At 61.7% G+C, this 21,501-nt stretch carries 20 protein-coding genes and 1 tRNA gene; 13 read left to right on the plus strand and 8 right to left on the minus strand.

Going from position 1 to position 21,501, the window contains the following annotated elements; translation table 11 throughout:
* The first annotated feature begins 7 nt into the window (after positions 1-7).
* Both I6L37_RS05080 and I6L37_RS05085 read left to right on the plus strand, forming a co-directional pair.
* Entirely contained in the window at positions 8-712 is a 705-nt protein-coding gene (locus I6L37_RS05080) for an MOSC domain-containing protein (RefSeq protein ID WP_216993426.1), read from the plus strand.
* Between the two features lie 154 nt (positions 713-866).
* Positions 867-943 (plus strand) — tRNA-Pro (locus I6L37_RS05085).
* A gap of 351 nt (positions 944-1,294) precedes the next feature.
* Here the strand turns inward: I6L37_RS05085 and I6L37_RS05090 are convergent.
* Positions 1,295-1,822: a hypothetical protein gene (locus tag I6L37_RS05090; RefSeq protein ID WP_026457638.1), complete on the minus strand. Its 528-nt coding sequence runs from the start codon at positions 1,820-1,822 to the stop codon at positions 1,295-1,297.
* A 124-nt stretch (positions 1,823-1,946) separates the two neighbouring features.
* Complete coding sequence (locus tag I6L37_RS05095) at positions 1,947-2,411, minus strand: thioesterase family protein (RefSeq protein WP_042027294.1); 465 nt, start codon at positions 2,409-2,411, stop codon at positions 1,947-1,949.
* A gap of 132 nt (positions 2,412-2,543) precedes the next feature.
* Between I6L37_RS05095 and recQ the strand changes: the two genes are divergently transcribed.
* Positions 2,544-4,379: an ATP-dependent DNA helicase RecQ gene (gene recQ, locus I6L37_RS05100; RefSeq protein WP_201982617.1), complete on the plus strand. Its 1,836-nt coding sequence runs from the start codon at positions 2,544-2,546 to the stop codon at positions 4,377-4,379.
* Positions 4,380-4,470: 91 nt separating this feature from the next.
* Here recQ and I6L37_RS05105 read toward each other — a convergent pair whose 3' ends face one another.
* Positions 4,471-4,773, minus strand: coding sequence for a c-type cytochrome (locus I6L37_RS05105; protein ID WP_026456858.1), 303 nt, complete (start codon positions 4,771-4,773; stop codon positions 4,471-4,473).
* 103 nt (positions 4,774-4,876) lie between these two features.
* Between I6L37_RS05105 and I6L37_RS05110 the strand changes: the two genes are divergently transcribed.
* The 3 genes from I6L37_RS05110 (at position 4,877) to I6L37_RS05120 (ending at position 7,371) form a co-directional block, all read left to right on the plus strand.
* Entirely contained in the window at positions 4,877-6,304 is a 1,428-nt protein-coding gene (locus tag I6L37_RS05110; protein ID WP_216993427.1) for a YdiU family protein, read from the plus strand.
* Between the two features lie 10 nt (positions 6,305-6,314).
* Entirely contained in the window at positions 6,315-6,602 is a 288-nt protein-coding gene (locus I6L37_RS05115) for a DUF3630 family protein (RefSeq protein WP_216993428.1), read from the plus strand.
* 94 nt (positions 6,603-6,696) lie between these two features.
* On the plus strand, positions 6,697-7,371 hold the full coding sequence (locus I6L37_RS05120; protein ID WP_216993429.1) for a 7-cyano-7-deazaguanine/7-aminomethyl-7-deazaguanine transporter: 675 nt from the start codon (positions 6,697-6,699) through the stop codon (positions 7,369-7,371).
* 272 nt (positions 7,372-7,643) lie between these two features.
* Here I6L37_RS05120 and rraA read toward each other — a convergent pair whose 3' ends face one another.
* Positions 7,644-8,129, minus strand: coding sequence for a ribonuclease E activity regulator RraA (gene rraA / locus I6L37_RS05125; protein ID WP_026456861.1), 486 nt, complete (start codon positions 8,127-8,129; stop codon positions 7,644-7,646).
* Positions 8,130-8,435: 306 nt separating this feature from the next.
* Between rraA and I6L37_RS05130 the strand changes: the two genes are divergently transcribed.
* Positions 8,436-9,086, plus strand: a complete 651-nt coding sequence (locus I6L37_RS05130) for a chromophore lyase CpcT/CpeT (RefSeq protein WP_026456862.1) — start codon at positions 8,436-8,438, stop codon at positions 9,084-9,086.
* An 80-nt stretch (positions 9,087-9,166) separates the two neighbouring features.
* Here I6L37_RS05130 and rpmE read toward each other — a convergent pair whose 3' ends face one another.
* The gene (rpmE, locus tag I6L37_RS05135; protein ID WP_005306787.1) at positions 9,167-9,382 is read right to left on the minus strand and encodes a 50S ribosomal protein L31; all 216 of its coding nucleotides are present in this window, start codon (positions 9,380-9,382) and stop codon (positions 9,167-9,169) included.
* 147 nt (positions 9,383-9,529) lie between these two features.
* Between rpmE and priA the strand changes: the two genes are divergently transcribed.
* The gene (gene priA, locus I6L37_RS05140; RefSeq protein ID WP_216993430.1) at positions 9,530-11,737 is read left to right on the plus strand and encodes a primosomal protein N'; all 2,208 of its coding nucleotides are present in this window, start codon (positions 9,530-9,532) and stop codon (positions 11,735-11,737) included.
* Positions 11,738-11,800: 63 nt separating this feature from the next.
* Here priA and I6L37_RS05145 read toward each other — a convergent pair whose 3' ends face one another.
* Entirely contained in the window at positions 11,801-12,886 is a 1,086-nt protein-coding gene (locus I6L37_RS05145; protein ID WP_216994125.1) for a hypothetical protein, read from the minus strand.
* Positions 12,887-13,106: 220 nt separating this feature from the next.
* Between I6L37_RS05145 and I6L37_RS05150 the strand changes: the two genes are divergently transcribed.
* The 4 genes from I6L37_RS05150 to dtd all read left to right on the plus strand — a co-directional run bounded on the left by I6L37_RS05150 (position 13,107) and on the right by dtd (position 17,660).
* Positions 13,107-14,540 carry a DUF2867 domain-containing protein gene (locus I6L37_RS05150; RefSeq protein ID WP_216993431.1) on the plus strand — a complete coding sequence of 478 codons (1,434 nt, stop codon included), beginning with the start codon at positions 13,107-13,109 and terminating at the stop codon, positions 14,538-14,540.
* A 179-nt stretch (positions 14,541-14,719) separates the two neighbouring features.
* Complete coding sequence (locus I6L37_RS05155; RefSeq protein ID WP_216993432.1) at positions 14,720-15,976, plus strand: malic enzyme-like NAD(P)-binding protein; 1,257 nt, start codon at positions 14,720-14,722, stop codon at positions 15,974-15,976.
* Positions 15,977-16,139: 163 nt separating this feature from the next.
* Complete coding sequence (locus I6L37_RS05160) at positions 16,140-17,012, plus strand: virulence factor BrkB family protein (RefSeq protein ID WP_216993433.1); 873 nt, start codon at positions 16,140-16,142, stop codon at positions 17,010-17,012.
* Between the two features lie 210 nt (positions 17,013-17,222).
* Positions 17,223-17,660: a D-aminoacyl-tRNA deacylase gene (gene dtd, locus I6L37_RS05165; protein WP_216993434.1), complete on the plus strand. Its 438-nt coding sequence runs from the start codon at positions 17,223-17,225 to the stop codon at positions 17,658-17,660.
* Here the strand turns inward: dtd and I6L37_RS05170 are convergent.
* The gene (locus I6L37_RS05170) at positions 17,649-18,329 is read right to left on the minus strand and encodes a spermidine synthase (protein ID WP_216993435.1); all 681 of its coding nucleotides are present in this window, start codon (positions 18,327-18,329) and stop codon (positions 17,649-17,651) included. The genes dtd and I6L37_RS05170 overlap by 12 nt on opposite strands.
* 51 nt (positions 18,330-18,380) lie before the next feature.
* Between I6L37_RS05170 and I6L37_RS05175 the strand changes: the two genes are divergently transcribed.
* Positions 18,381-19,301 carry a bifunctional GNAT family N-acetyltransferase/hotdog fold thioesterase gene (locus tag I6L37_RS05175; RefSeq protein ID WP_216993436.1) on the plus strand — a complete coding sequence of 307 codons (921 nt, stop codon included), beginning with the start codon at positions 18,381-18,383 and terminating at the stop codon, positions 19,299-19,301.
* A gap of 45 nt (positions 19,302-19,346) precedes the next feature.
* On the opposite strand, the gene I6L37_RS05180 is transcribed toward I6L37_RS05175, so the two are convergent.
* A complete protein-coding gene (locus I6L37_RS05180) occupies positions 19,347-21,425 on the minus strand; it encodes an AsmA family protein (protein ID WP_216993437.1) in 2,079 nt (692 codons plus the stop codon).
* Positions 21,426-21,501: the final 76 nt, after the last annotated feature.

Here is a 21,501-nt window from a genome sequence, read left to right on the forward strand (position 1 = left end):
GATGAGTATGCGGATCTCTCTCTTTACCGGCCGTGGCGCCGAACTGGTGCCCGGTCTCACGACAGCCATCCACAAACACCCCGCCACGGCGCCGCTGTTTTGCGGCCAGCTTGGACTGGAGGGGGATGAGCAAAGCGATCAACGTCATCATGGCGGCCCGGATCGGGCGCTGCACTACTATCCCGCCGATCACTACCCCTGGTGGCAGACCTGGCAAACCGCGCTGGGCTTGCCTGCACCCGAAACGCCATGGCAACCCGCCGCCTTTGGCGAGAATCTCTCCGGTGTCGGGCTGACCGAAGCACAGGCCTGCATCGGCGACGTCTATCGACTCGGCGAGGCGCTGATCCAGATAAGTCAGCCCAGATCGCCCTGTTTCAAACTCAACCAGCGTTTTGGCTACGGTCAGATGTCCCAGGTGATGCAGCTCAGTGGCCGCTGTGGCTGGTTGCTGCGGGTGCTGGAGGAGGGCATGGTCGCACCGGATCAGACGCTGGAGCTGGTGGACAGGCCCTATCCAGAGCTGACGGTGAAGCGCACCGCCGACATCCTGTTCAATCAGATACGCAACGAAGCCGATCTACTGCTGTTGCTGGAGAACCCGGCGCTGTCGCCCAACTGGCGTCAGAATGCGGCCAGCTGGCTGGAGCACGGGATGGTGGCTGACTGGCGACCCCGTTTACTGGGGCCCGAATCGCTGCAGTTGCCTTGAGTCTGGTTGCCGGAATGTCATCACCTGGCTGCATTCCGGTAAACACGCGCGTAAAACGCTGAATAGTTGAGCGAACGGCAGTTTTTTTCCCTTTTAATGCAAAAAAGGCTTGTGTCGTGTCGGGGCTTTCGGTAAATTCCCGTCCCGCAGACATCGGTGTGTAGCGCAGCTTGGTAGCGCACTTCGTTCGGGACGAAGGGGTCGGAGGTTCGAATCCTCTCACACCGACCAAATTTGAAAAGGCCGCTCAATGAGCGGCCTTTTCGCATTTATACTCTCCGCTTTTCTTCTCTCTGCCAGCCGGCAGCTTCTCTTTCCTGACGTAGCTTGGGCCATCTAGTTCCGCATCCGGAATATCTGGGGCATTCCCGGGCTGAGCACTGCCGATGATGGTTGAGTCATGACTGTATTTTGCGGTCACAAGAAGTGGACGAGTGCTGAGGGGGATTGCAGCAGGCATGAAAAGGGCCACCGCCCGGTGGCCCATGGGTGGAGTCTGATCCTGACTCCGGCACTCTCAGATTGTGGCAATCTCGCTATGGGTCTTGTCTATCGTGCCCTCCTTGCGCGCCAGGCGCTTACTCAGATATGCCAGTGCTGATGCCGCAATGCCTTGAAGCTGTGCTGAGGTTGCAAGGCCGCGTGCTTGGGGTACTCACTAATGAAATGTTCGATTCCCTCCATCAGTTGTGCACGTAATGAAATCACGGGCTCATGCCAGGCTTGCAGGCATAGATGGCCGGGGATCAGCTGCTCCTGATAATCTTCCAGCAGCTGTTCTGGCCAGGGCTCAATACCGGAATTGCGTTGCAGCAAATAGTGGGCGGCGGGTTCACGGGCATAGATGAACTGAATTTGGGCCAGATCGCGTTGGCATAGCGTTTGACTGTTGATATGACAGGTCAAATATTTTCCCGTCTTCAGATCCAAAAAGTGACCGCGTTGCCGACAGGGAACGATGCGATACCAAGGCAGGGGCGAGGAGAGCGCATAGCCCTCAAGCTCCTGTTCCAGCCAGTGACGACACTCGGGTGTCTGCACCTCGTCGAGCATGGACTCGATACGCATTAACAAGGCTCTGGATGGTGTGGTCGCCAGTTTCGCACTCATCGCCTGCAATCCTCCCTCTGCAAACAATCCCGGATCTCAGTATGGCTCTTTATCGGGCGGAGGGGGTAAGGAATCTAATGATTAAAAGTGGATTAACAGAGTGGTTTTTATGCATTAAGCGGGCTCATCCAACCAGATAGGTACCGGTTCCGAAGGCGATATGGGTCCCCTCCTCGTTGTGCAGCTCCATGCGGGCAACGGCGACCTTGCTGCCGGCTCGGATGATGTGGGCGGTGGCGATGAACTCGTTGCCGCGCCCCGGCCGCAGATAGTCCACCCGCAGATCGATGGTGCCGAGGCGGGAGAAGCGCTCCTTGAGGTAGCTGGGGGAGAAATCCTCCAGCTCGTCGATGCAGGAGGCGGCGACTATCATGCCGCCCGCCACATCCAGCAGGCTGGCGGTGACGCCGCCGTGCAAAATGTTGTGGAAGGGGTTGCCGATGAGCTTCTCGTCCATCCTGATGCGCAGCTCCACCTTGTCGAAGTCGTAGTGGGTCACCTGCATGCCGATCAGCTTGTTGAACGGCATCTTCTCGGCGAACAGGTTGGCAATGCCACTGAGCGCCATCTTCTTGAGCATCTGTTTCATCCTTGATCCCGATCCCTGTCAGCAAAGCCGAGTAAAAACTCCAGCCAGTCTGCAACACTTCCTTAACAGTCGCAATGGCAGGTTTATTGTGGGCGGCGGCTGCTTTAGAATGGCGACCCCAAAGGAGAGCCCATGACCGCGATTGCCGAAACCCTGCCTGACCCTCAGCCAGAGACACCGCTAGCCCTGCTGCAAGCGGTCTTCGGCTATCAGCAATTTCGGCCGGGCCAGCTCGAGATCATCGAGCAGATAGTGGCGGGGCGCGATGCCCTGGTGCTCAAGCCCACCGGCGGCGGCAAATCGCTCTGCTACCAGATCCCGGCGCTGCTGCGACCGGGGCTCGGGGTGGTGGTCTCACCCCTCATCTCGTTGATGAAGGATCAGGTCGACACCCTGCGTGCCAACGGCGTGGCGGCGGCCTACATCAACTCGGCCCTGAGCCGGGAGGAGATGATCCAGAACTTTGCCGCCATGCGCCGCGGCGAGATCAAACTGGTTTATGTTTCCCCAGAGCGCTTGCTGCAGCACGAGTTCATGGACCGGCTGGCCGAACTGCCGCTCGGTCTGTTCGCCATCGACGAGGCCCATTGCGTCTCCCAGTGGGGGCACGATTTTCGGCCGGAATATGCGGCGCTCGGGCGGCTCAAGCAGTGGTTTCCCCAGGTGCCCGTGGTGGCGCTGACCGCCACTGCCGACGAGGCGACCCGTAGCGACATGCTGCACCGGCTGGAGCTCAACGATCCCTTTATCCACACCGCCAGCTTCGACCGGCCCAACATCCGCTACAGTCTGGTGGAGAAGTTCAAGGCGGCCGAGCAGCTGCTGCGCTACGTGCAGAGCCAGAAGGGCAACTGCGGCATAGTCTACTGCTCCAGCCGCAACCGGGTGGAGGAGGTGGCCGAGCGGCTCTCCCGTCACGGCTGCAAGGCAGCTCCCTATCATGCCGGCCTGCCACTCGAGCTGCGCCAGCAGACCCAGGAGGCCTTCCTCAAGGATGACATCGAGATAGTGGTGGCGACAGTGGCGTTCGGCATGGGCATTGACAAGCCAAACGTGCGCTTCGTGGTGCACTACGACATCCCCAAGAACATCGAATCCTACTATCAGGAGACCGGCCGTGCCGGCCGCGATGGCACCCCCGCCGAGGCGCTGCTGCTCTACGATCCCGCCGACATCGGCCGGGTGCGCCGCCTGCTCGACAACATCGAGAATCCTCAGCAGCTGCAGGTGGAGCAGTACAAGCTCAACGTGATGGCGGCCTTTGCCGAGGCGCAGACCTGCCGGCGCCAGGTGCTGCTCAACTACTTCGGTGAGTACAACGACAAGCCGTGCGGCAACTGCGACATCTGCCTCGATCCGCCCAAGAGCTATGACGGCACCGAAGACGCCCAGAAGGCACTCTCCTGCGTCTGGCGGGTGGGCCAGAACTTCGGGGTAGGCTATGTGGTGGAGGTGCTTCGCGGCTCGCTCAATCAGCGCATCAAGGATCACGGCCACGACAAGCTCTCGACCTACGGCATCGGCAAGGATCAGAGCCACGAGTACTGGATGAGCGTGATCCGCCAGCTGATCCACAAAGGCCTGCTGACCCAGAACATCACCCGCAACCTGGTGTTGCAGCTGACCGAGGCGGCCCGCCCCGTGCTGCGCGGCGAGGTGAAGCTGGAACTGGCGGTACCCCGCCTGCAGCCCATCTCCAGTCGCAAGGAGAAGCGCAACGGCCTGCTCGACAACGCCAACTACGACAAGCGGCTGTTCAAGGAGCTGCGCGCCCTGCGCAAACAGATCGCCGAGGATGAAGAGGTGCCGCCCTACGTGGTGTTCAACGATGCGACCCTGGTGGAGATGGCACAGCTCATGCCGATGACGGAAGACGAAATGCTGGCGATCAACGGCGTCGGCCATCGTAAGCTGGAGCGCTTCGGTGAAGCCTTTATGGACCTGATAATCGACTACTGCCGGCGCTAGGGTTGATTAGCGAAGCATCATCGACTGCGGCAGACTCAGGCCGGGAGGGGGCACATCAGGGGGAAGGCGCCCATTATCCGGACGCCGTGAATTATTTCAGGCTGGCGTAATAGGCCGCCAGGTTTTCCATGTCCGCCTCGCTGAGCGGGGCCATGAAGGGAACCATCAGTGGCTCCTTGCGACTGCCATCCTTGAAGGCTTTCAGCTGTTTCAACAGATAGGCCTCCTGTTGGCCCGCCAGGTGAGGATAAACCGGCACGCTCGCCTTGCCTGCGACGCCGTGGCAGGCGGCGCACACCGCAGCCTTGGCCTTGCCAGCCTCGATATCCGCCGCCCTGGCGTTGTGTCCCCAGGCCAGAGCCAGCAAAGGCAGGGCATACACCCATTTCTGCATCTTCTTCTCCTTGATATGAAATACGCGATCGCCTGTTAGCCGGAAATGGCCGGGGGCGGTATAAAGAGTGACACGAGCATACGCAGGGACGACCCGCATCACCATGAAGTTGATCAACACTTTTGCCACCGAACTGCCTTGGGCCTGCGAGCCCGTGGCGCCCCAGCCACTGCAGGATGCAAGACTGCTGCACCTCAACCGTTCGCTGCTTGGTGAACTGGGACTGGACGAGGTGAGCGAGGCAGACTGGCTGGCTTGCTGCGGCCTGGGTCAGCCCCTGCCCGGTATGCAGCCGGTCGCCCAGGTCTATGCCGGCCACCAGTTCGGCGGTTACAGCCCGCGCCTTGGTGACGGACGGGCACTGTTGTTGGGAGAACAACTGGCGCCGGATGGCCAGCGCTGGGATCTGCATCTGAAAGGGGCGGGCAAGACACCCTTCTCCCGCTTTGGCGATGGTCGTGCCGTGCTGCGCTCCAGCATTCGCGAGTATCTGGCCTCCGAGGCGCTTCATGCTCTCGGCATCCCGACTACCCGGGCGCTGGTGCTGGTGGGCAGTCAGGAGCCCGTTTACCGGGAACAGGTGGAGACGGGGGCGACCGTGCTGCGTACCGCCCCGAGCCACCTGCGCTTCGGCCACATCGAGTATTTCGCCTGGAGCGGGCAGGGGGAGAAGATCCCCTTGCTGATCGATTATCTCCTTCGCCACCACTTCCCCGAGCTGAGCGACGGAGCAGAGCTGTTTGCCGAGGTGGTGCGCCGCACCGCGCGGCTCATCGCCAAGTGGCAGGCTGCGGGGTTCTGCCACGGGGTGCTCAACACCGACAATATGTCGCTGCTCGGACTGACTCTGGACTATGGCCCCTACGGCTTCATCGACACCTATGTGCCGGACTTCGTCTGCAACCACTCGGATCCGGGCGGTCGCTACGCCCTGGATCAGCAGCCGGCGGTCGGCTACTGGAACCTGCAAAAGCTGGCCCAGGCGCTGGCGGGTCATGTCGAGGGAGACGCCCTGGCGTCGGCCCTGGCCCAGTATGAACACCAGTTGATGCTGCACTACTCCGAGCTGATGCGGGCCAAGCTTGGGCTGGTGGTGTGGGAGGACGATGATCCGGCGTTGTTTCGCGAGCTGTTCCGACTGCTGGCGGCACACAAGGTGGACTACCACCTGTTCCTACGTCGGCTGGGCGAACTGACCCGACAGGGGGAGTGGCCCGCCTCCCTGCTGGCCTTGTTGCCGGATCCTGCCGCTTGGCAGGGGTGGTTGACGGACTATCGTGAGCGCCTAGCCTGGGAGGGGAGCGAGGACGCTGTCCGCAAGACGAAGATGGATGCGGTCAATCCGAAATATGTGCTGCGCAATGCCCTGGCCCAGCAGGTGATAGAGGCTGCAGAGCGAGGGGATATGATGCCGTTTGAGCGGCTGTTTGCCGCCTTGCAAAATCCCTATGATGAACACCCTGAATATGAGGAGCTCGCCACGCCGATTGCCAGCTGGTATTGCGGTGGCGAGCTGTCGTGCAGCAGTTGAGAGGCAAGGGATGAACTGGCGCATTACACAGACAGATACGGACGCCGGCGTGGTGATGCTGGCGTGTGATGGGCTTGAGTGGGACAACTTTCCAGCCCGTGCCGAGTCGTTGCTGGCCGCGTGGGAGCTGGTTGTGATCGAACGGGAATGGGGGGCAGACCGCCACAGCTGGCTGCTGGAATTTGAAGGCAGCCGGTTGCGACTCGAATATGAACACTACAGCGGTTGCTGGCTGACCGCGGTTCACCCGGCCGATCAGGAGGTGCTGTTCTGGCTTGCTGAACAGCATAAAGATTGAACTATCGATAGGGGGCGGTATAATGCCGCCCCTCAATTATCGCCAATGGTGGCGGTATGGGTTCCCTAACCCCATTAACCAAAAAGGTCACAATATGAATCTGACCCCTGCTCAGCACCAGACGGCGCTGGTGCGCCTCTCGTTGTTCCACATCCTGATCATTGCCAGCAGCAACTATCTGGTGCAGCTGCCGATCACCATCTTCGGCTTTCACACTACCTGGGGTGCGTTCAGCTTCCCGTTTATCTTTTTGGCTACCGATCTGACGGTGCGGATCTTCGGTGCCGGCCTGGCGCGCAAGATCATCCAGACCGTGCTGTTGCCCGCGCTGGCTATCTCCTATGTGCTCTCGGTGCTCTTCTTTGAAGGGAGCTTCCAGGGGGTCAGCCATCTGGCCGAGTTCAACCTGTTTGTGGCACGCATCGCCCTGGCCAGCTTTATGGCCTATCTGGTGGGGCAGTTCATGGACGTGGTGGTGTTCAACCGGTTGCGGCTGCTCAAGCACTGGTGGATTGCGCCGGCTGCCTCCACCCTGTTTGGCAATCTGGTGGATACTATCACTTTCTTCAGCATCGCCTTCTGGCGCAGCACGGACCCCTTCATGGCTGAACACTGGGTCGAGATCGCGACCGTGGACTATGTATTCAAGCTGCTGATAAGCCTGGGGTTGTTCGTTCCGCTCTATGGTGTATTGCTGCGTTACCTCAGCCGTAAGCTGGTGGGCGAGGCTGGATTGGCCAGCCTGCAGACGGCCACACGACAAGCCTGACGAAATTGACCACCCTTAGCGGTGGTCAATTTTTTTGCTTTTTTGGCAAATAAGGGTTGCACAGTTAAATGAGAATGATTATTGTTAACTTGTTTTCCGGGAAAGACTTCATTTGTTCCAACGTGATGGACTTCTTGTGAAGGCACGACATTGCTCACATTGCTTCCAGTTAAAGGGCCAGTTTTTACTGGCCCTCTTTTTTTGTCTGCGTCTGGCGAAGAGCGGCCATAAAAAACGGGAGCCTTGGCTCCCGTTGTCACTCTGGTTGCGGCTTACTCGATATCGAGCGCCTCGGGGGAGAGGATCACCCCGGTCGTATCCGCGTAGAGATGGTCATCCGGCAGGAAGGTGACACCACCGAAGTTGACCGGTAGATCAGTTTCACCCACATCCTTGCTGTCGGCACCCACGGGAATGGCCGCCAGTGCCTGAATGCCGATATCCAGATCTTCCAGGATGTCGACTTCGCGCACGCAGCCGTAGCAGACGATCCCTTCCCATTCGTTCTCGGCAGCCGTGGTGGCGATCTCGCTGTCGATCAGGGCGCGGCGCATGGAGCCGCCGCCATCGATCAGCAATACGCGGCCGACGCCGTTTTCCTTGACGATTTCACGGATCAGGCCGTTCGATTCGAAGCATTTGACCGTGGTGATGACACCGCCGAAAGAGGCGCGGCCGCCGAAGGAGCAGAGCATGGGTTCGAGCACATCCACCATATCCTGATAGATGTCGCACAGTTCTGAAGTGTTGTATTCCATTGTGTCAAATCCACCGCCGGAAACAGGTGGATCCAGTATAAGGAGTGAGCCCGGCATTTCAATGAATATTCCTTGAACAGGTCGGCACGCTCCCGCTTTTGTGCCAGCACCTGCACCATGTTGCCAGCCGGTGTCGCTTTCTTGTCTGGTCGGTCAAGATTGGCGAGGAAGGGGATTTTCATCATCTCCGTATGTCTCTTCCCACAAGGTTTTTGCCCCAGAGTGGCCAGGATTTGATCCTGATGGCTGTTATTGACGGGATTCGCTCATATAATCGCCGCCACTATGATGATTCGGAAGGATTCGATGGCAAAGTTGCTGGCGGCCGTGCTCGGGCTGCTCTGCTCCTGTCTGGCGTTGGCAGGAACATCCCCCGGGAATGGTTCGCCCACGTCGAGCATGGAGCCCTTGCTTTCCTGGTTCAGCGGAGAGTTCTCGAGCAAGGAGCAGGCCAGCTATGATAGCCGCTTTACCAGCGCCGAGCTGCGGCTGATGGAGATCTGGCGCGGCCGTCAGGGCTATCGCTGGGTATATGCCGAGCAATATCTGACCCAGCGTGCGGTGCGCCCTTTTCGCCAGCGCATCTACCGCTTCTCGCCTGCTCCTGACGGACGCATCCTGATGGCCGAGCTGACCATGCCGATGGCGACCGATTTTGCCGGTGCCTGGCACAACCCTGCCTTGCTCGATTCTCTGACCCCGCAACAGCTCTCCTTGCGTCAGGGGTGCGAGATCTGGCTGGCGCGCACCTCCGCCGGCGAATATGCCGGCCATACCCGGGTCGGTCACTGCGCCACCAACTTTGGCGGGGCCGCGACCCTGGTACAGCATATCTGGATTGGGCCGAACAGCGTCAGGCTGCTGGATCGGGCATATGATCTGAAAGGCAAGGCGCGCTGGGGCAGTCCGGGAGAGGGATACGTCTATCTGCGCCGAAGCGAGGAACGGGGACAATGATCCGATTATCGGGTGGGTGAATTTGGGATGTAAAAAAGGCGCCCATCGGGCGCCTTTTTCAGAATTCTTCAGAAGTAAGATTACTTCTTGGTGGTCATCGCACCGAAACGCTTGTTGAACTTGTCTACGCGGCCGCCGCTAGAAACTTCTTTCTGCTTGCCGGTGTAGAACGGGTGGCACTCGGAGCACACGTCCAGGTTCAGATCTTTACCAACGGTAGAGAAAGTGTTGATGACGTTACCGCAAGAGCACTTGGCGGTGATGGCTACGTAGTCAGGATGGATACCAGCTTTCATGGACAACCTCAATTAATAGGCCGTGTCGCCATCCGATCTCTTGTCGGACACCACACGATTGTTGAACACAGTTTCAAAGGCTGCGAATAATATAGGAAATGCCTGAGATCAGGCAAGTGGCTTCGCAGAAAAAATAGGCAACCCCTGGTGAATTCTTCCCAAACGCTGGATCTGGTTCGTGTGGCTGTGCCGGTGCCGTTACGCCGTCATTTCGACTATCTCTCCCCCCTGCCTCTGCCCGAACCCGGTTGCCGGGTCGAGATCCCTTTCGGCCCCCAGACTCTGGTTGGTCTGGTGGTGGATCACCCGGCCGAGAGCCAGGTGCCTCGCAGCAAGCTCAAGCCCATCAAGCGCGTACTCGATGCGACGCCGGTGCTGGGGCCGGACATACTGGCACTGATGGCCTGGAGCGCCAGCTATTACCAGCATCCGCTGGGCGAGGTATTGCCCCACGCTCTACCGGTGCTGGTGCGCAAGGGAGAGCCCGCCGCCTATCGGGAGCTGGAGTTCTGGTTTGCGACCGAGGCCGGTATGGCAGTCGATCTCAACGAGCTCAAGCGGGCTGCCAAGCAGCAGCAGGCCCTCGCCCTGCTGCGCAAGGGGCCGCAGACCCCCTCCGCCCTCAAGCAGGAGGAGATCCAGAGCGCTGCCCTCACTGCGCTGGAGAAGAAGGGGCTGCTGGAGAAGCGCAGCCTGGAGCCGAGCCACGACGGTGACTGGGCCGCCCGTTTTGAGCCGGGCGAGGGGCTGCGCCTCAACGGCGAGCAGGCGCTGGCAGTCTCCGCCGTCACCAGCCAGAGCGACAAGTTCGGCGCCTTTTTGCTGGATGGCATCACCGGCTCCGGCAAGACCGAAGTCTATTTGAGCATCCTCGAACCCCTGCTCAAGGCGGGCAAGCAGGCGTTGGTGATGGTGCCGGAGATCGGCCTCACCCCGCAGACCATCAATCGCTTTCGCCGCCGCTTCAACGTGCCCGTGGTGGCGATGAACTCCGCCATGAACGACAGGGAGCGTCTAGATGCCTGGCTCGCCTGCCGCGACGGGGGGGCCGCCATCCTGATCGGTACCCGCTCCGCCGTGTTCACCCCGTTCAAGCACCTCGGCATCATCATCATCGACGAGGAGCACGACGGCTCCTTCAAGCAGCAGGACGGCTTTCGCTACCACGCCCGGGATCTCGCCGTGATGCGGGCCCATCGTGCCGGCATTCCGATCCTGCTCGGTTCGGCCACCCCCTCGCTGGAGACGCTGCACAACGCCCGCAGCGGCAAGTATCACCACCTCAGCCTGACCCGCCGCGCCGGTAACGCCCAGACTGCTCGCCAGGTGATCCTGGACATCAAGAACGTGCGGCTGCAGGCCGGGCTTTCGCCCCAGCTTGAGCAGCTGATGGCGGAGCATTTGGCGGCCGGCAACCAGGTGATGCTGTTTCTCAATCGCCGCGGCTATGCGCCGGCCCTTATCTGCCATCAATGTGGCTGGAGCGCCGCCTGCGAGCGGTGCGATGCCTGGTTCACTTGGCACCAGGCTGGACGACGGCTGCACTGTCATCACTGCGACAGTATTCGTCCTTTACCCCACCATTGTCCCGAGTGTGGCAGCAGCGAACTGATCGGCTCAGGTGTCGGCACCGAGCAGCTTGAGCAGCTGCTCACCACGGTTTTTCCGCAATATCCTGTGGTGCGCATCGATCGGGACAACACCCGCCGCAAGGGGGAGCTGGAGACCCATCTCGGTGACATCAAGGCGGGCAAGTACAAGATCCTGATCGGTACCCAGATGCTGGCCAAGGGCCATCACTTTCCGGACGTCACGCTGGTCGGGCTGCTGGATGTGGATGGCGCCCTGTTTTCCGCCGACTTTCGCGCCGCCGAGAAACTGGCCCAGCTCTATACCCAGGTGGCGGGTCGTGCCGGTCGTGCCAGCAAGCCGGGTCTGGTGGTATTGCAGAGCCATCACCCGGAGCACGCCCTGCTGCAGGATCTGACCCAGAATGGCTATGGCCACTTTGCCGATACGGCGCTCAAGGAGCGTCGCCTGCTGGGGCTGCCGCCGTTCAGCTATCAGGGGCTGTTTCGGGCCGAGGCCAACGGCCGTGACGAGGTGCAACTGTTCCTCAGCCGTCTCGCCGAGACGCTACGCAGCGCCCGTTATCCCCATCTGCAGGTGCTCGGGCCCATCAGCGGCTTCATGGAGCGCAAGGCGGGCAAGTTCCGCATGCAGTTGCTGGTACAGGGGCCCAGCCGGGCAACCCTGGCCCAGCTGCTGGATTGGGCGGTGAAGGAGCTGGAGGGCTGGCCCGAGACCAAGAAGGTGCGCTGGAGTCTGGATATCGATCCCACCGAGCTTAGCTAAGCCGATTCAAGCGGTCACTGGCACGTCTCGTCAGTGGCCAAACTTGCGATCTTGCATCCGGGTTCAGACCCTCAGATCGATCTGCTGTACCCAGCCCCCCTTGCCTTGTTCGGTCACATAGAGGCCGGACTGGCGCAATACCCCCTGACTGCCACCCTCGCCGAGGTGGTTGAAGGGGGTGTCGAGGGGGCGCAGCAGGATGGCGCCGATCCCCAGCTCCACCAGAGCGATAGGGGCCTGTTCCGGCTGCCAGAACTGCAGCGCCGAGAACTGGCTGTCCCGCCCATCCAGCACCCCGTTGCCATCTTCATCCAGGGTCGCCAGCTCACCGAAGCCGTTGCCGGAGCGGGCGCCAAACAGCTCGCCTCCGTCATCTATGGTGCCGTTGCCGTTGCGATCCAGCGCCACGAAGCCACTTCCCTCGCTCAGCCCCGGCAGGCTGTCCGCCTTGCCATCCTGATCGATGTCGAAATTGACCCGGGTGTCGGTCAGGTCGGCTATCTTGCCGTCCAGGCTGAGCACCAGCGGATCCTTGAGGGCATTCAGGGTGGTGCGGCGCTGGCTCACCTCCAGCTGACGCCAGTCGAGTACAAAGCCCAGATCCAGCTGCAGGGTCTGGCCATCGTTGGTCTGGACGCTGGCCGATGCGATCACCTTGAGTTGTTCCTGTTGCAGCAGGGTGTCGGTCACCTCCACTACTTGATCCTGACTGGCAGCCTGGCCGGTTGACCCTCTTTGAGTGGCAGCTACCCCCTCCTGATGGCTCTGCTGGATAGGGTCGGGCACCTCGATCTCGTGGCCGACCATGGCTTCGATCATCAGCTTGATGAGGCGCTGGCGGTTGTCGAGCCCGTCGTTGGGGATGCCGTCCTGTTCCTCGCGCTTGCCGGTTTCGGCGGGTTTGGCCAGCGCTGTAGTGGGGGTGGCCTGCGGCTGACTGGTGGCGGCGCGGCTGGTTCCTTGCCGTGTCAGGGAGTTGGTCTGTGTCAGCATGAGGCTGGTGCGCGCCTCGCTGGTGGTGGGGGGCGTTTGCGTGTCTGCCGGGTTGATAGCCGCGGCCGCGGGCCCCAGGTTGCGTACCTTGCGGGCCTGCGCCTGCTGCTGCTGGTATTGCACCTCCCCCTGGAGGTCGTAGTGATCGATGCGCATCCCTGTGCCCTCGGCGCTATCCACCTGGTCATTTATCGACCGCATGCAGAAGAGGGATTAACACCGAATCGCACTAAGCGGCGACTCTGTTATCTTGATGTTGCAAAGTGGCCGTCAGACAGCATGATGGTGAGGCCCGCATGCGGGTATGGAGATGGCGCCCTGTATCAGCTCTGCTGACGGCTGGGCGGCGTCTGAATTGAGCGGGACGGAGGTGGTGATGCGTGATTGTCTGGTGATGGGGGCGGCGGGCTATATAGGTTCTTATTTGGTGCCCCATCTGCAAACGCTGGGCTACAGGGTGGTTGCCGGGGCGCGTCGTCCCTGCCGGTTGCCACCCGGGGTAGAGTTTCGTCTTGCCGACAGTCTCAAACCCGTGACCCTACCATCGGCGCTGGCAGGCATAGATACCGTCTTCTATCTGGTGCACGCCATGGGGGCGGGGGCTGATTTTCACCGGCTGGAGCAGCAGGGGGTGAAGAACTTCGCCGCCGCCGCGCGAGCCGCCGGGGTGCGCCGCATCATCTATCTCGGCGCCATTCAGCCGGAGCGGTGCAACAGCCGCCACCTCAACTCCCGCCGCCATTGCGGCGATCTGTTCCGCGCCGCCAGCGTGCCGACGGTAGAGCTGCGTGCCGGCATCATCATAGGGCCCGGCTCGGCGGCGTTTGAGGTGATGCGGGATCTGGTGTTCAACCTGCCGCTGATGGTGACCCCCAAGTGGGTGCGCTCGCGCACGCCCCCCATTGCGCTTTCCAACCTGCTGCACTATTTGGGCGGGCTGGTGGAGGCAGAGGGGGTGGACGGCCAGATCTTCAACGCCGCCGGCCCCGAGCTGCTCAGCTATCAGCAGCAGTTGCAGAAGTTTGCCGCCCACATCGGCAAGCGCTGCCCAATAGTGCCGCTGCCGTTTCTGAGCCCGCGCCTCTCCGCCTGGTGGCTGCAATTTGTTACCTCGGTACCGCAGCCGGTGGCCAAGGCGCTGGTGGGCGGCCTCAAGCACGACATCCCGGCGGATGACGGCCCGTTGCGGGCCCTGCTGCCACAGACTCTGCTCAGCTTCGACGAGGCGTTGACGGAGAGCCTGGCGCTGGAACAGCGGCTCGGGGCCGAACAGCAGGGGGAGGAGACGCCGCTCGGCCTGCGCTGGCGCCATCCCGAGTACGGCTTCTATGACCGCACCGCCAGCGGGGAGGCCATCTGCCTCGCCGCCCCCGAGGTGGTGTGGCAGGTGTTGCAACAGCTGGGGGGCGAGAAGCGCTACTTCTACATGAACCAGCTGTGGGTGGTGCGCGAATGGATGGATCACCTGATCGGTGGCCCGGCCCTGACCCGTGGTCGCACCAATCCGGATCGTTTCGTGAAGGGGGACATGCTGGACTCCTGGCAGATCCTCGGGGTGGACGAGGGACGCAGGCTGGATCTGCTGTTCAACATGAAGGCGCCCGGTGTCGGGCGGCTTGAGTTCAACATACTGCCGGAGGAATCTGGCCTGACCCGGCTCAAGGTGACGGCCCACTGGCATCCACAGGGGGCCTGGGGACTGACCTACTGGCTCGCCATGCTGCCGTTCCACCTCTTCATCTTTCAGGGGATGACGGAGGCGATTGCCCGGGAGGCGGAGGCGATGGCGGGGATACCCGTCATGGATTGAAACCATATCTATAACTAAATGGGTATTATTGACTGGTATGACATGCTGATTACTGGCTTGTTGGCGCCATGATGGCGATACTTTCCTCTGTGAAAGCCCGCCGGTTTTCTTTATGATCCCCAGCCCTCGCCATCGGCGAGCCAATGCACCACTCATTCACATCCGTATCGGGGTCACCCATGTCCGATCAGCGTCACGATCTTCGTCAACAAGCACTCGATTACCACGCCCAGCCCGTACCGGGCAAAATTGCCATCGCCCTCACCAAGCCCGCCGAGACCGCCCGCGATCTGGCGCTGGCCTACAGCCCGGGCGTGGCAGAGCCGGTACGCGAGATTGCCGCCAACCCGGCCGATGCCTACCGTTATACCGGCAAGGGTAACCTGGTGGCCGTCATCTCCAACGGCACCGCGATCCTGGGGCTGGGCAATCTGGGTCCGTTGGCTTCCAAGCCGGTAATGGAGGGCAAGGCCCTGCTGTTCAAGCGCTTTGCCGGTATCGACGCCATCGACATCGAGGTGAAGCACGAAACCAGCCAGCAGTTCATCGACACGGTCGCCGCCATTGCCGATACCTTCGGCGGCATCAACCTGGAAGATATCAAGGCTCCCGAGTGTTTCGAGATCGAGCAGGCGCTGATCGAGCGCTGCGACATCCCGGTATTCCACGATGATCAGCACGGTACCGCCATCGTCACCGCCGCCGGCCTGCTCAATGCGCTGGAAGTGCAGGGCAAGGAGATTGGCAGTAGCCGCATCGTCTGCATGGGGGCGGGAGCCGCCGCCACCGCCTGCATGGAGCTGTTGATCAAGTGTGGCGCCAAGCCGCACAACATCTTCATGCTGGACCGTCAGGGCGTCATCCACACCGGTCGCACCGATCTGAACCAGTACAAGCAGCGCTTCGCCAACGACACCCCGCTGCGTACCCTGATGGAGGTGATCGACGGGGCTGACGTATTCGTCGGCGTCTCCGGCCCGGACGTGCTGCCCGCCGAGGCGGTAGCCCTGATGGCCCCCAACCCGGTGATCTTCGCCTGCTCCAACCCGGATCCCGAGATCAAGCCCGCCCTGGCCCACTCGGTGCGCGATGACCTCATCATGGGCACAGGCCGCTCCGATTATCCGAACCAGATCAACAACGTGCTCTGCTTCCCCTTCATCTTCCGTGGCGCCCTGGACGCCCGTGCCAGCCGCATCAACGACGCCATGAAGATTGCGGCGGTCGAGGCTATTCGCGGTCTGGCCAAGGAGCCGGTACCGGCCGAGGTGTTGACTGCCGCCGGCGTGAGCGAGCTCACCTTCGGCAAGGATTACGTCATTCCCAAGCCGATGGATGCCCGTCTGTTACCGCGCGTTGCCCGCGCTGTGGCGTTGGCAGCGGTGGAATCCGGCGTCGCCCGCACCGAACTGCCCACCGACTATATGCTCTCTTGAGTCAGCGCAAACGGCCCCGTCATCGGGGCCGTTTTTTTATAAGCAGGATTGGGCTGAGGGAGTGAAGGGGGCCTGTGTTGACAGGTCAATCCGGGCGCAGAGGTGGTCAAACAGCGCTCCCCTCTGACACAATGTCTGCATGACGACGCTTACGAGAATCAAGATGCAGCAGCAAATTCATGGCCGTTTGGCCCACGCCCTCTCCTTCTTGCGCCACGATGGCCGCCACTTTATCCAGTTTGTCTGGGGCCGCTTCCAGCAGGACAGGCTGACGGTGACCGCCGGTTATCTCGCCTATGTCACCCTGCTCTCCCTGGTGCCCATGATCGCCGTGGTGTTCGGCATGATGTCTGCTTTTCCGGTATTCCAGAGCATCAAGCAGCAGATGGAGCGGTTCGTCTACCACAACTTCGTGCCCACTGCGGGCGATATGGTCAAGGAGTACATAGACGGCTTCGTGGCCAATGCCACCAACACCACGGCGGTGGGGATCGGCGCCCTGATCGTGGTGGCCCTGATGCTGATCTCGGCCATCGACAAGAACCTCAACTACATCTGGCGCTCGACCCAGAGCCGTCCGCTGGCCCAGGCATTCGCCATGTACTGGATGATCCTGACCCTGGGACCCGTACTCATCGGGGCCAGCATCGCCATCTCCTCCTACATACTGTCGCTGCGCTTCCTGTCGGAAGAGAGCCTGTTCGGCGCCGGCTACCTGCTGCTGCGCAGCCTGCCGTTCCTCTTCTCGGTGCTCACCTTCCTGCTGGTCTATACCGTGGTGCCCAATTGCAAGGTGCGGCTGGTGCATGCCTTTATCGGTGCCCTGGTGGCGGCCACCCTGTTCGAGCTGGCCAAGCGCGGCTTTGCCATCTACATCACCAACTTTCCCTCCTATCAGGCCATCTATGGCGCCCTGGCGACCATTCCGATCCTGTTTGTCTGGGTGTATCTGAGCTGGCTGGTGGTATTGCTTGGCGCGGAAACCACCGCCTGCCTCGGTGAATACGAGAAGCCAGCCAGCGAAGAGTTGGGCTGAACGGCATTATGTCGATCCTGTTTGTCTGGGCATACCTTAGCCCAGCTGACTGGTGGTACTGGGGGCGGAGACCACGGCCTGCCTCGGTGAATATGAGAAGCCGGCGAATGATGAGCTGGCCTGAGCCATCGCCTTGCCGGCGGTTTTATTGGTAGCATCGACGACCGCCCTTCTCGAAGGGCGGTCGTTCTGTTTTGAGAGGAGAGGGATGTGATTGCATTGATTCAGCGGGTGTCCGAGGCCAGCGTAACGGTAGAGGGCGAGGTGACCGGGGCCATAGGCCGGGGGCTGCTGGTGCTGCTCGGGGTGGAGCAGGGGGATGACGAGGCCAAGGCCGACAAGCTGCTGCACAAGGTGAGCGGCTACCGGATCTTCTCCGACGAGAACGGCAAGATGAACCTCAACGTGGGCCAGGCCGGTGGTAGCCTGCTGGTGGTCTCCCAGTTCACCCTGGCGGCGGATACCGGCAAGGGGATGCGCCCGAGCTTCTCCGGCGGGGCCCATCCGAGCGAGGCTGAGCGGCTCTATGACTACTTCGTGACCAAGGCCCGGGCGGGGGGGATCCCGACCGAGACGGGGCGTTTTGCCGCCGATATGAAGGTGGCGCTGGTCAACGACGGCCCGGTGACCTTCTGGCTACAGGTCTGATTCGTCGCCCTGGCGCGGTTGGGTGTGGACGATCACGTTGACGAAGCCGGGCACCGGATAGGGGGTGGTGGGGCCGACCCACTGCTCCAGCAGCAGCAGGGCCTGGCTCAGCTCGAGCCGGGTGCGGGGCAGCAGGTTGACGATGAGATCCCCGCTCAGGCGGGGAGCCAGTGCCCGATAGATCCGCTCCTGAAACAGTTGTAGTGGGTTGCCATCCTGGCTGAAGAGATCGAGCAGCACCAGGTCGTAGCTGGCCTCGCTCTGCTCGAGGAAGGTGAGGGCATCGGCCTGATGCACCTGGGGGGCGCGGTTATCTTCTTCCCCGGGATGCTGGAAAAACTGGCGATAGAGGGTGATCACCTCCTCGTCAAGCTCGACGCATTCGTGCCTGGCCGCGGGCCAGCGGCGCCGGATATGGCGCGTCAGATCGCCGCCACCCAGTCCCAGCTCGAGGATGTTGTCGGCCTGCTGTGGCAGCAGGCAGGCGATCACCTGCTGGTGGGGCAGACAGAGGACCGCGGGGTCGTTCAGTGACATGGCGGATTGCACCACGCCGTCGATTTCGAGCCAGCGATGGTGGGCATTTTCCTGCACCGAGAGGCGGCGCCGGGGCTGGACGCTGAGGTGCAATAAGTGATCGGCTTGGTACGCTTGCAGATTGAAGTCCATGAATTTGCACGGCAAGATGGTTTTCGACCAGTGTAACTCAAGGATGGAACTATGTACCGGGTGGTCACCCCCCAGACGGCAGCCGAGCTGGATGCCTATTATCAGTTGCGCTGGGAACTGCTGCGTAAACCCTTCAATCTGCCCCTCGGTTCCGAGCGGGATGAATACGATACCGTAGCCATTCATCGTCTGATGCTGGCCCCCGATGGTACTCCCATTGCCGTTGGCCGTCTGTTTGTCGGCGGTGACGAGGCGCAGATCCGCTTCATGGCGCTGCGCCCGGAATATCGCGGCCAGGGGCTGGGCGCCCGCATGGTGGAAGATCTCGAGCAACTGGCCCTGAGCGAGAAGGTCAAACGGCTGGTGATGAACGCCCGCCAAGAGGCGGTGGAGTTCTACCGCAGGTGCGGTTTTCTCGAGGTGGGTGAAGGGCCCGTCTCCTTCGGTCGCATTCCGCACCGTCAGATGATCAAGTCCCTGACCCCCATGCAGACCATCCAGTACCGCCCCGAGTGGTGCCAAGACCTCACCACCCGCTGGTCCAGGGGGATTCCCATCAGCGAGAAGATGGGCATTCACATTACCCACTACGACGGCCAGACTTTCCACCTCAAGGCCAATTTGGCGGCCAACCTCAATGTGCACGACACCATGTTTGCCGGCAGCATCTACAGCCAGTGCGTGCTGGCGGGTTGGGGCCTGATCTGGCTGCAGCTCAAGGAGGCCGGGCTGATGGGGGACATAGTGCTGGCGGAGGGCAACATCAAGTACTACCGTCCGGTCGACGAGGAGCCGGAGGCGCGGGTCGCCCGGGAGGGCATGCCCGCAGTGCTGGAGCCGCTCAAAAGCGGTGAGTCGGCCAAGTTCAGTCTCAAGATCAAGCTGTTCAGCGGTGACAAGCTGGCGGTGGAATTCGTTGGCCAGTACGTGGTGCAACCCATCAAGCGGCGCGGTCAGGCGCCGGTGCTGTAATCGGTTGTGCGATGCAAACAAGGCCTCATCATGAGGCCTTGTTGTTTACTGCTCTGCCGGCGCTTCCTGCCCGGTCTGGGCTTTTGCCGCGGGAGCCGGTCGCCAGAGCGGGGCGCTGCGACCCTGGGCGGGATAGCGTACACCCACCTCCCAGCCACATGACGCCTGTTTCTGCGGGAAGGCCCAGGTCAGGGTCGGCGCCGAGAGCGGTCCGCGCCACTGACCGGTCAGTTCGGCGCAGCGCTTGCCGTTGAGCACGCCCAGATCCAGCTGCCACTGTTCGTTGACCAGGTCGATCCCCCCCTGCAGGGCCAGCAGGTGGGTGATAGTGGAGGCGCCCGCCTGTTCGACGCTCAGCTGGCCATTCTCAATTTTCCCTTGCAGCCTGATGCGGTAGAAGGGGGTATCTCCCTCCTGCATCGCTTGCCACAGCTGCTCCGGGGTGAGAGTGGGCGGGGTCGCCCCCTTGAACCACTCATCCAGCAGGGGATCTATCTTCACCTTGTCCCAGAAGGGCTCGTCGGCGTCGAGGGCGAAGCTCCCCTGCAGGGTGCTGCGCCACTCGCCGGCGCTCTTGCCGTGCGTCGCCTGCAGATCGGCGCTGAGATCCGCCTTGCCCGCGAAGGAGACGGGGGAGTGCAGTATCTTGCCCCACTGATCCAGATCCAGCCTGGTGGCGTTCAGTTGCAGGCGGCTGAGCTGGCCCGGCTCCCGTCCCCACTGGCCATTCAGGCTGAGGCTCCCCTCATCCGGCAGCGAACTGGTGAGTTTGTCGAGCTGCCAGGTGCTGGGGGTCAGCTCCCCATCCAGCTCGCCGTTGCGGGCGCTGAGACCATCCCATACCAGCTCGAACCACTTGCTCTCGACGCGGGCGCGGCCGAACAGGGGGCCGGGCTGGTTGCCTCGCAGGCTCAAGTCGGTCAGGTAGAGCTGCCAGCCGGTCAGCGACAGGGGCAGTCTGTCATCGAAGGAGAGCACCTTGAGCTTGTCAAACGCCAGCTTGCGGATGTCGATCTGCTGTGGCCGCCAGCTCTGCCAATCCTGCCACCACCCCTGGGGCAGGCTGATGTCCATGCCGCTCAGGGCCATGTCTTTCAAAGTCAGCTTCTGCTGCTGGCTATCGAGGGCCAGCTCCAGGTTGAACTCTCCCTCGTAGGCCCTGCCCTGCAGTTCGCCCTCGATCTGCTGGGGGGAGAAGGCAAGCTTGCCCTTGATGGCTTCCAGCTGGAACAGGCCGCGCCCCATGTCACCCAGGGTGCCAGCCAGATAGCCGCTCGGCTGGCTGCCCGTCTGCCAGTTGAAGGCGGTGAGCTGGCCGCTGAAGTTGTTGAAGGCGAGCTCCTGCCTGATGTCGTTGATGCTCACCTCGTCGAACTGGCCCCGATCCAGGCTGACTTGGCGCAGGGGGAAGGGATGTTGTGCCAGATCCCCCAGCTCGACCCGCATGCCGCGTGCCTTGAGATCGCGCAGTTGCAGGCTGCGGGCAGGCCAGTCCAGCACCAGACCCGTCTCCAGCAGGCCGTCGAACAGGTTGGTGATCAGCTTGTCGCTGGACAGTACCTCCCCTTCCAGCCGCCCCTTCAGGTTGAGGCGGGCGAAGGTGAATTGCGGTGTCTCCAGCTGGCCTATGTTGAGGGTCAGGTTAGCCTGTGGTTGGCGTTTCGGGTCGATCAGCTCCCAGTCGCTCAGGGTGGCGTTGAGACCGCGCAGGGTCAGGGCATCGCTCTGCAGGCTGAGGCGATCTATGGTGCTGTCGGCGATGGTGAGGGAGCGGATCGGCAAGTCTGGCAGCCGGTTCGGCAGCGGCAGCTTGATGGCCGGGCGAATGAGATCGAGATGGGCGATGCGCACGTCGCGATTGAGCCAGTCAATGTTCTCTATCTCCAGATAGAGCTTGTCGAGGGTGACCGCATCACCGTAGCGCACCTGCTCGGCCAGCAGGGTATAGGGGTGGAGCGGGTTGAATACCAGCCGGCCAATGCTGACGGGCACCCCGGTCTGCTGGCTGATCCAGCTGGCGATGGGGCCCTTGGCCCGTTCGGCGTCGAACAGCCCGAGGGCGACCCAGACAAACAACAGCAGGAAGGCGAAGGTGTAGAGCAGGCCGCGTAGCCAGGAATTCATGAGTGCTTTCCTCCTGTTTCTGTTGCGTGATCAGGCGTTGGAGTAGTGATCCCGCAGCCCCAGCCAGCGGCGGATC

This window comes from Aeromonas sp. FDAARGOS 1407 (genome assembly GCF_019048725.1).
Lineage (GTDB): Bacteria > Pseudomonadota > Gammaproteobacteria > Enterobacterales > Aeromonadaceae > Aeromonas > Aeromonas enteropelogenes.

Coding starts and splice junctions, on each gene's coding strand:
- I6L37_RS05080 (WP_216993426.1), top strand. CDS start 8: ATGCGGATCTCTCTCTTTACCGGCCGTGGCGCCGAACTGGTGCCCGGT.
- I6L37_RS05090 (WP_026457638.1), bottom strand. CDS start 1,822: ATGAGTGCGAAACTGGCGACCACACCATCCAGAGCCTTGTTAATGCGT.
- I6L37_RS05095 (WP_042027294.1), bottom strand. CDS start 2,411: ATGAAACAGATGCTCAAGAAGATGGCGCTCAGTGGCATTGCCAACCTG.
- recQ (WP_201982617.1), top strand. CDS start 2,544: ATGACCGCGATTGCCGAAACCCTGCCTGACCCTCAGCCAGAGACACCG.
- I6L37_RS05105 (WP_026456858.1), bottom strand. CDS start 4,773: ATGCAGAAATGGGTGTATGCCCTGCCTTTGCTGGCTCTGGCCTGGGGA.
- I6L37_RS05110 (WP_216993427.1), top strand. CDS start 4,877: ATGAAGTTGATCAACACTTTTGCCACCGAACTGCCTTGGGCCTGCGAG.
- I6L37_RS05115 (WP_216993428.1), top strand. CDS start 6,315: ATGAACTGGCGCATTACACAGACAGATACGGACGCCGGCGTGGTGATG.
- I6L37_RS05120 (WP_216993429.1), top strand. CDS start 6,697: ATGAATCTGACCCCTGCTCAGCACCAGACGGCGCTGGTGCGCCTCTCG.
- rraA (WP_026456861.1), bottom strand. CDS start 8,129: ATGGAATACAACACTTCAGAACTGTGCGACATCTATCAGGATATGGTG.
- I6L37_RS05130 (WP_026456862.1), top strand. CDS start 8,436: ATGGCAAAGTTGCTGGCGGCCGTGCTCGGGCTGCTCTGCTCCTGTCTG.
- rpmE (WP_005306787.1), bottom strand. CDS start 9,382: ATGAAAGCTGGTATCCATCCTGACTACGTAGCCATCACCGCCAAGTGC.
- I6L37_RS05145 (WP_216994125.1), bottom strand. CDS start 12,886: ATGCGCATCGATCACTACGACCTCCAGGGGGAGGTGCAATACCAGCAG.
- I6L37_RS05150 (WP_216993431.1), top strand. CDS start 13,107: ATGCGTGATTGTCTGGTGATGGGGGCGGCGGGCTATATAGGTTCTTAT.
- I6L37_RS05155 (WP_216993432.1), top strand. CDS start 14,720: ATGTCCGATCAGCGTCACGATCTTCGTCAACAAGCACTCGATTACCAC.
- I6L37_RS05160 (WP_216993433.1), top strand. CDS start 16,140: ATGCAGCAGCAAATTCATGGCCGTTTGGCCCACGCCCTCTCCTTCTTG.
- I6L37_RS05170 (WP_216993435.1), bottom strand. CDS start 18,329: ATGGACTTCAATCTGCAAGCGTACCAAGCCGATCACTTATTGCACCTC.
- I6L37_RS05175 (WP_216993436.1), top strand. CDS start 18,381: ATGTACCGGGTGGTCACCCCCCAGACGGCAGCCGAGCTGGATGCCTAT.
- I6L37_RS05180 (WP_216993437.1), bottom strand. CDS start 21,425: ATGAATTCCTGGCTACGCGGCCTGCTCTACACCTTCGCCTTCCTGCTG.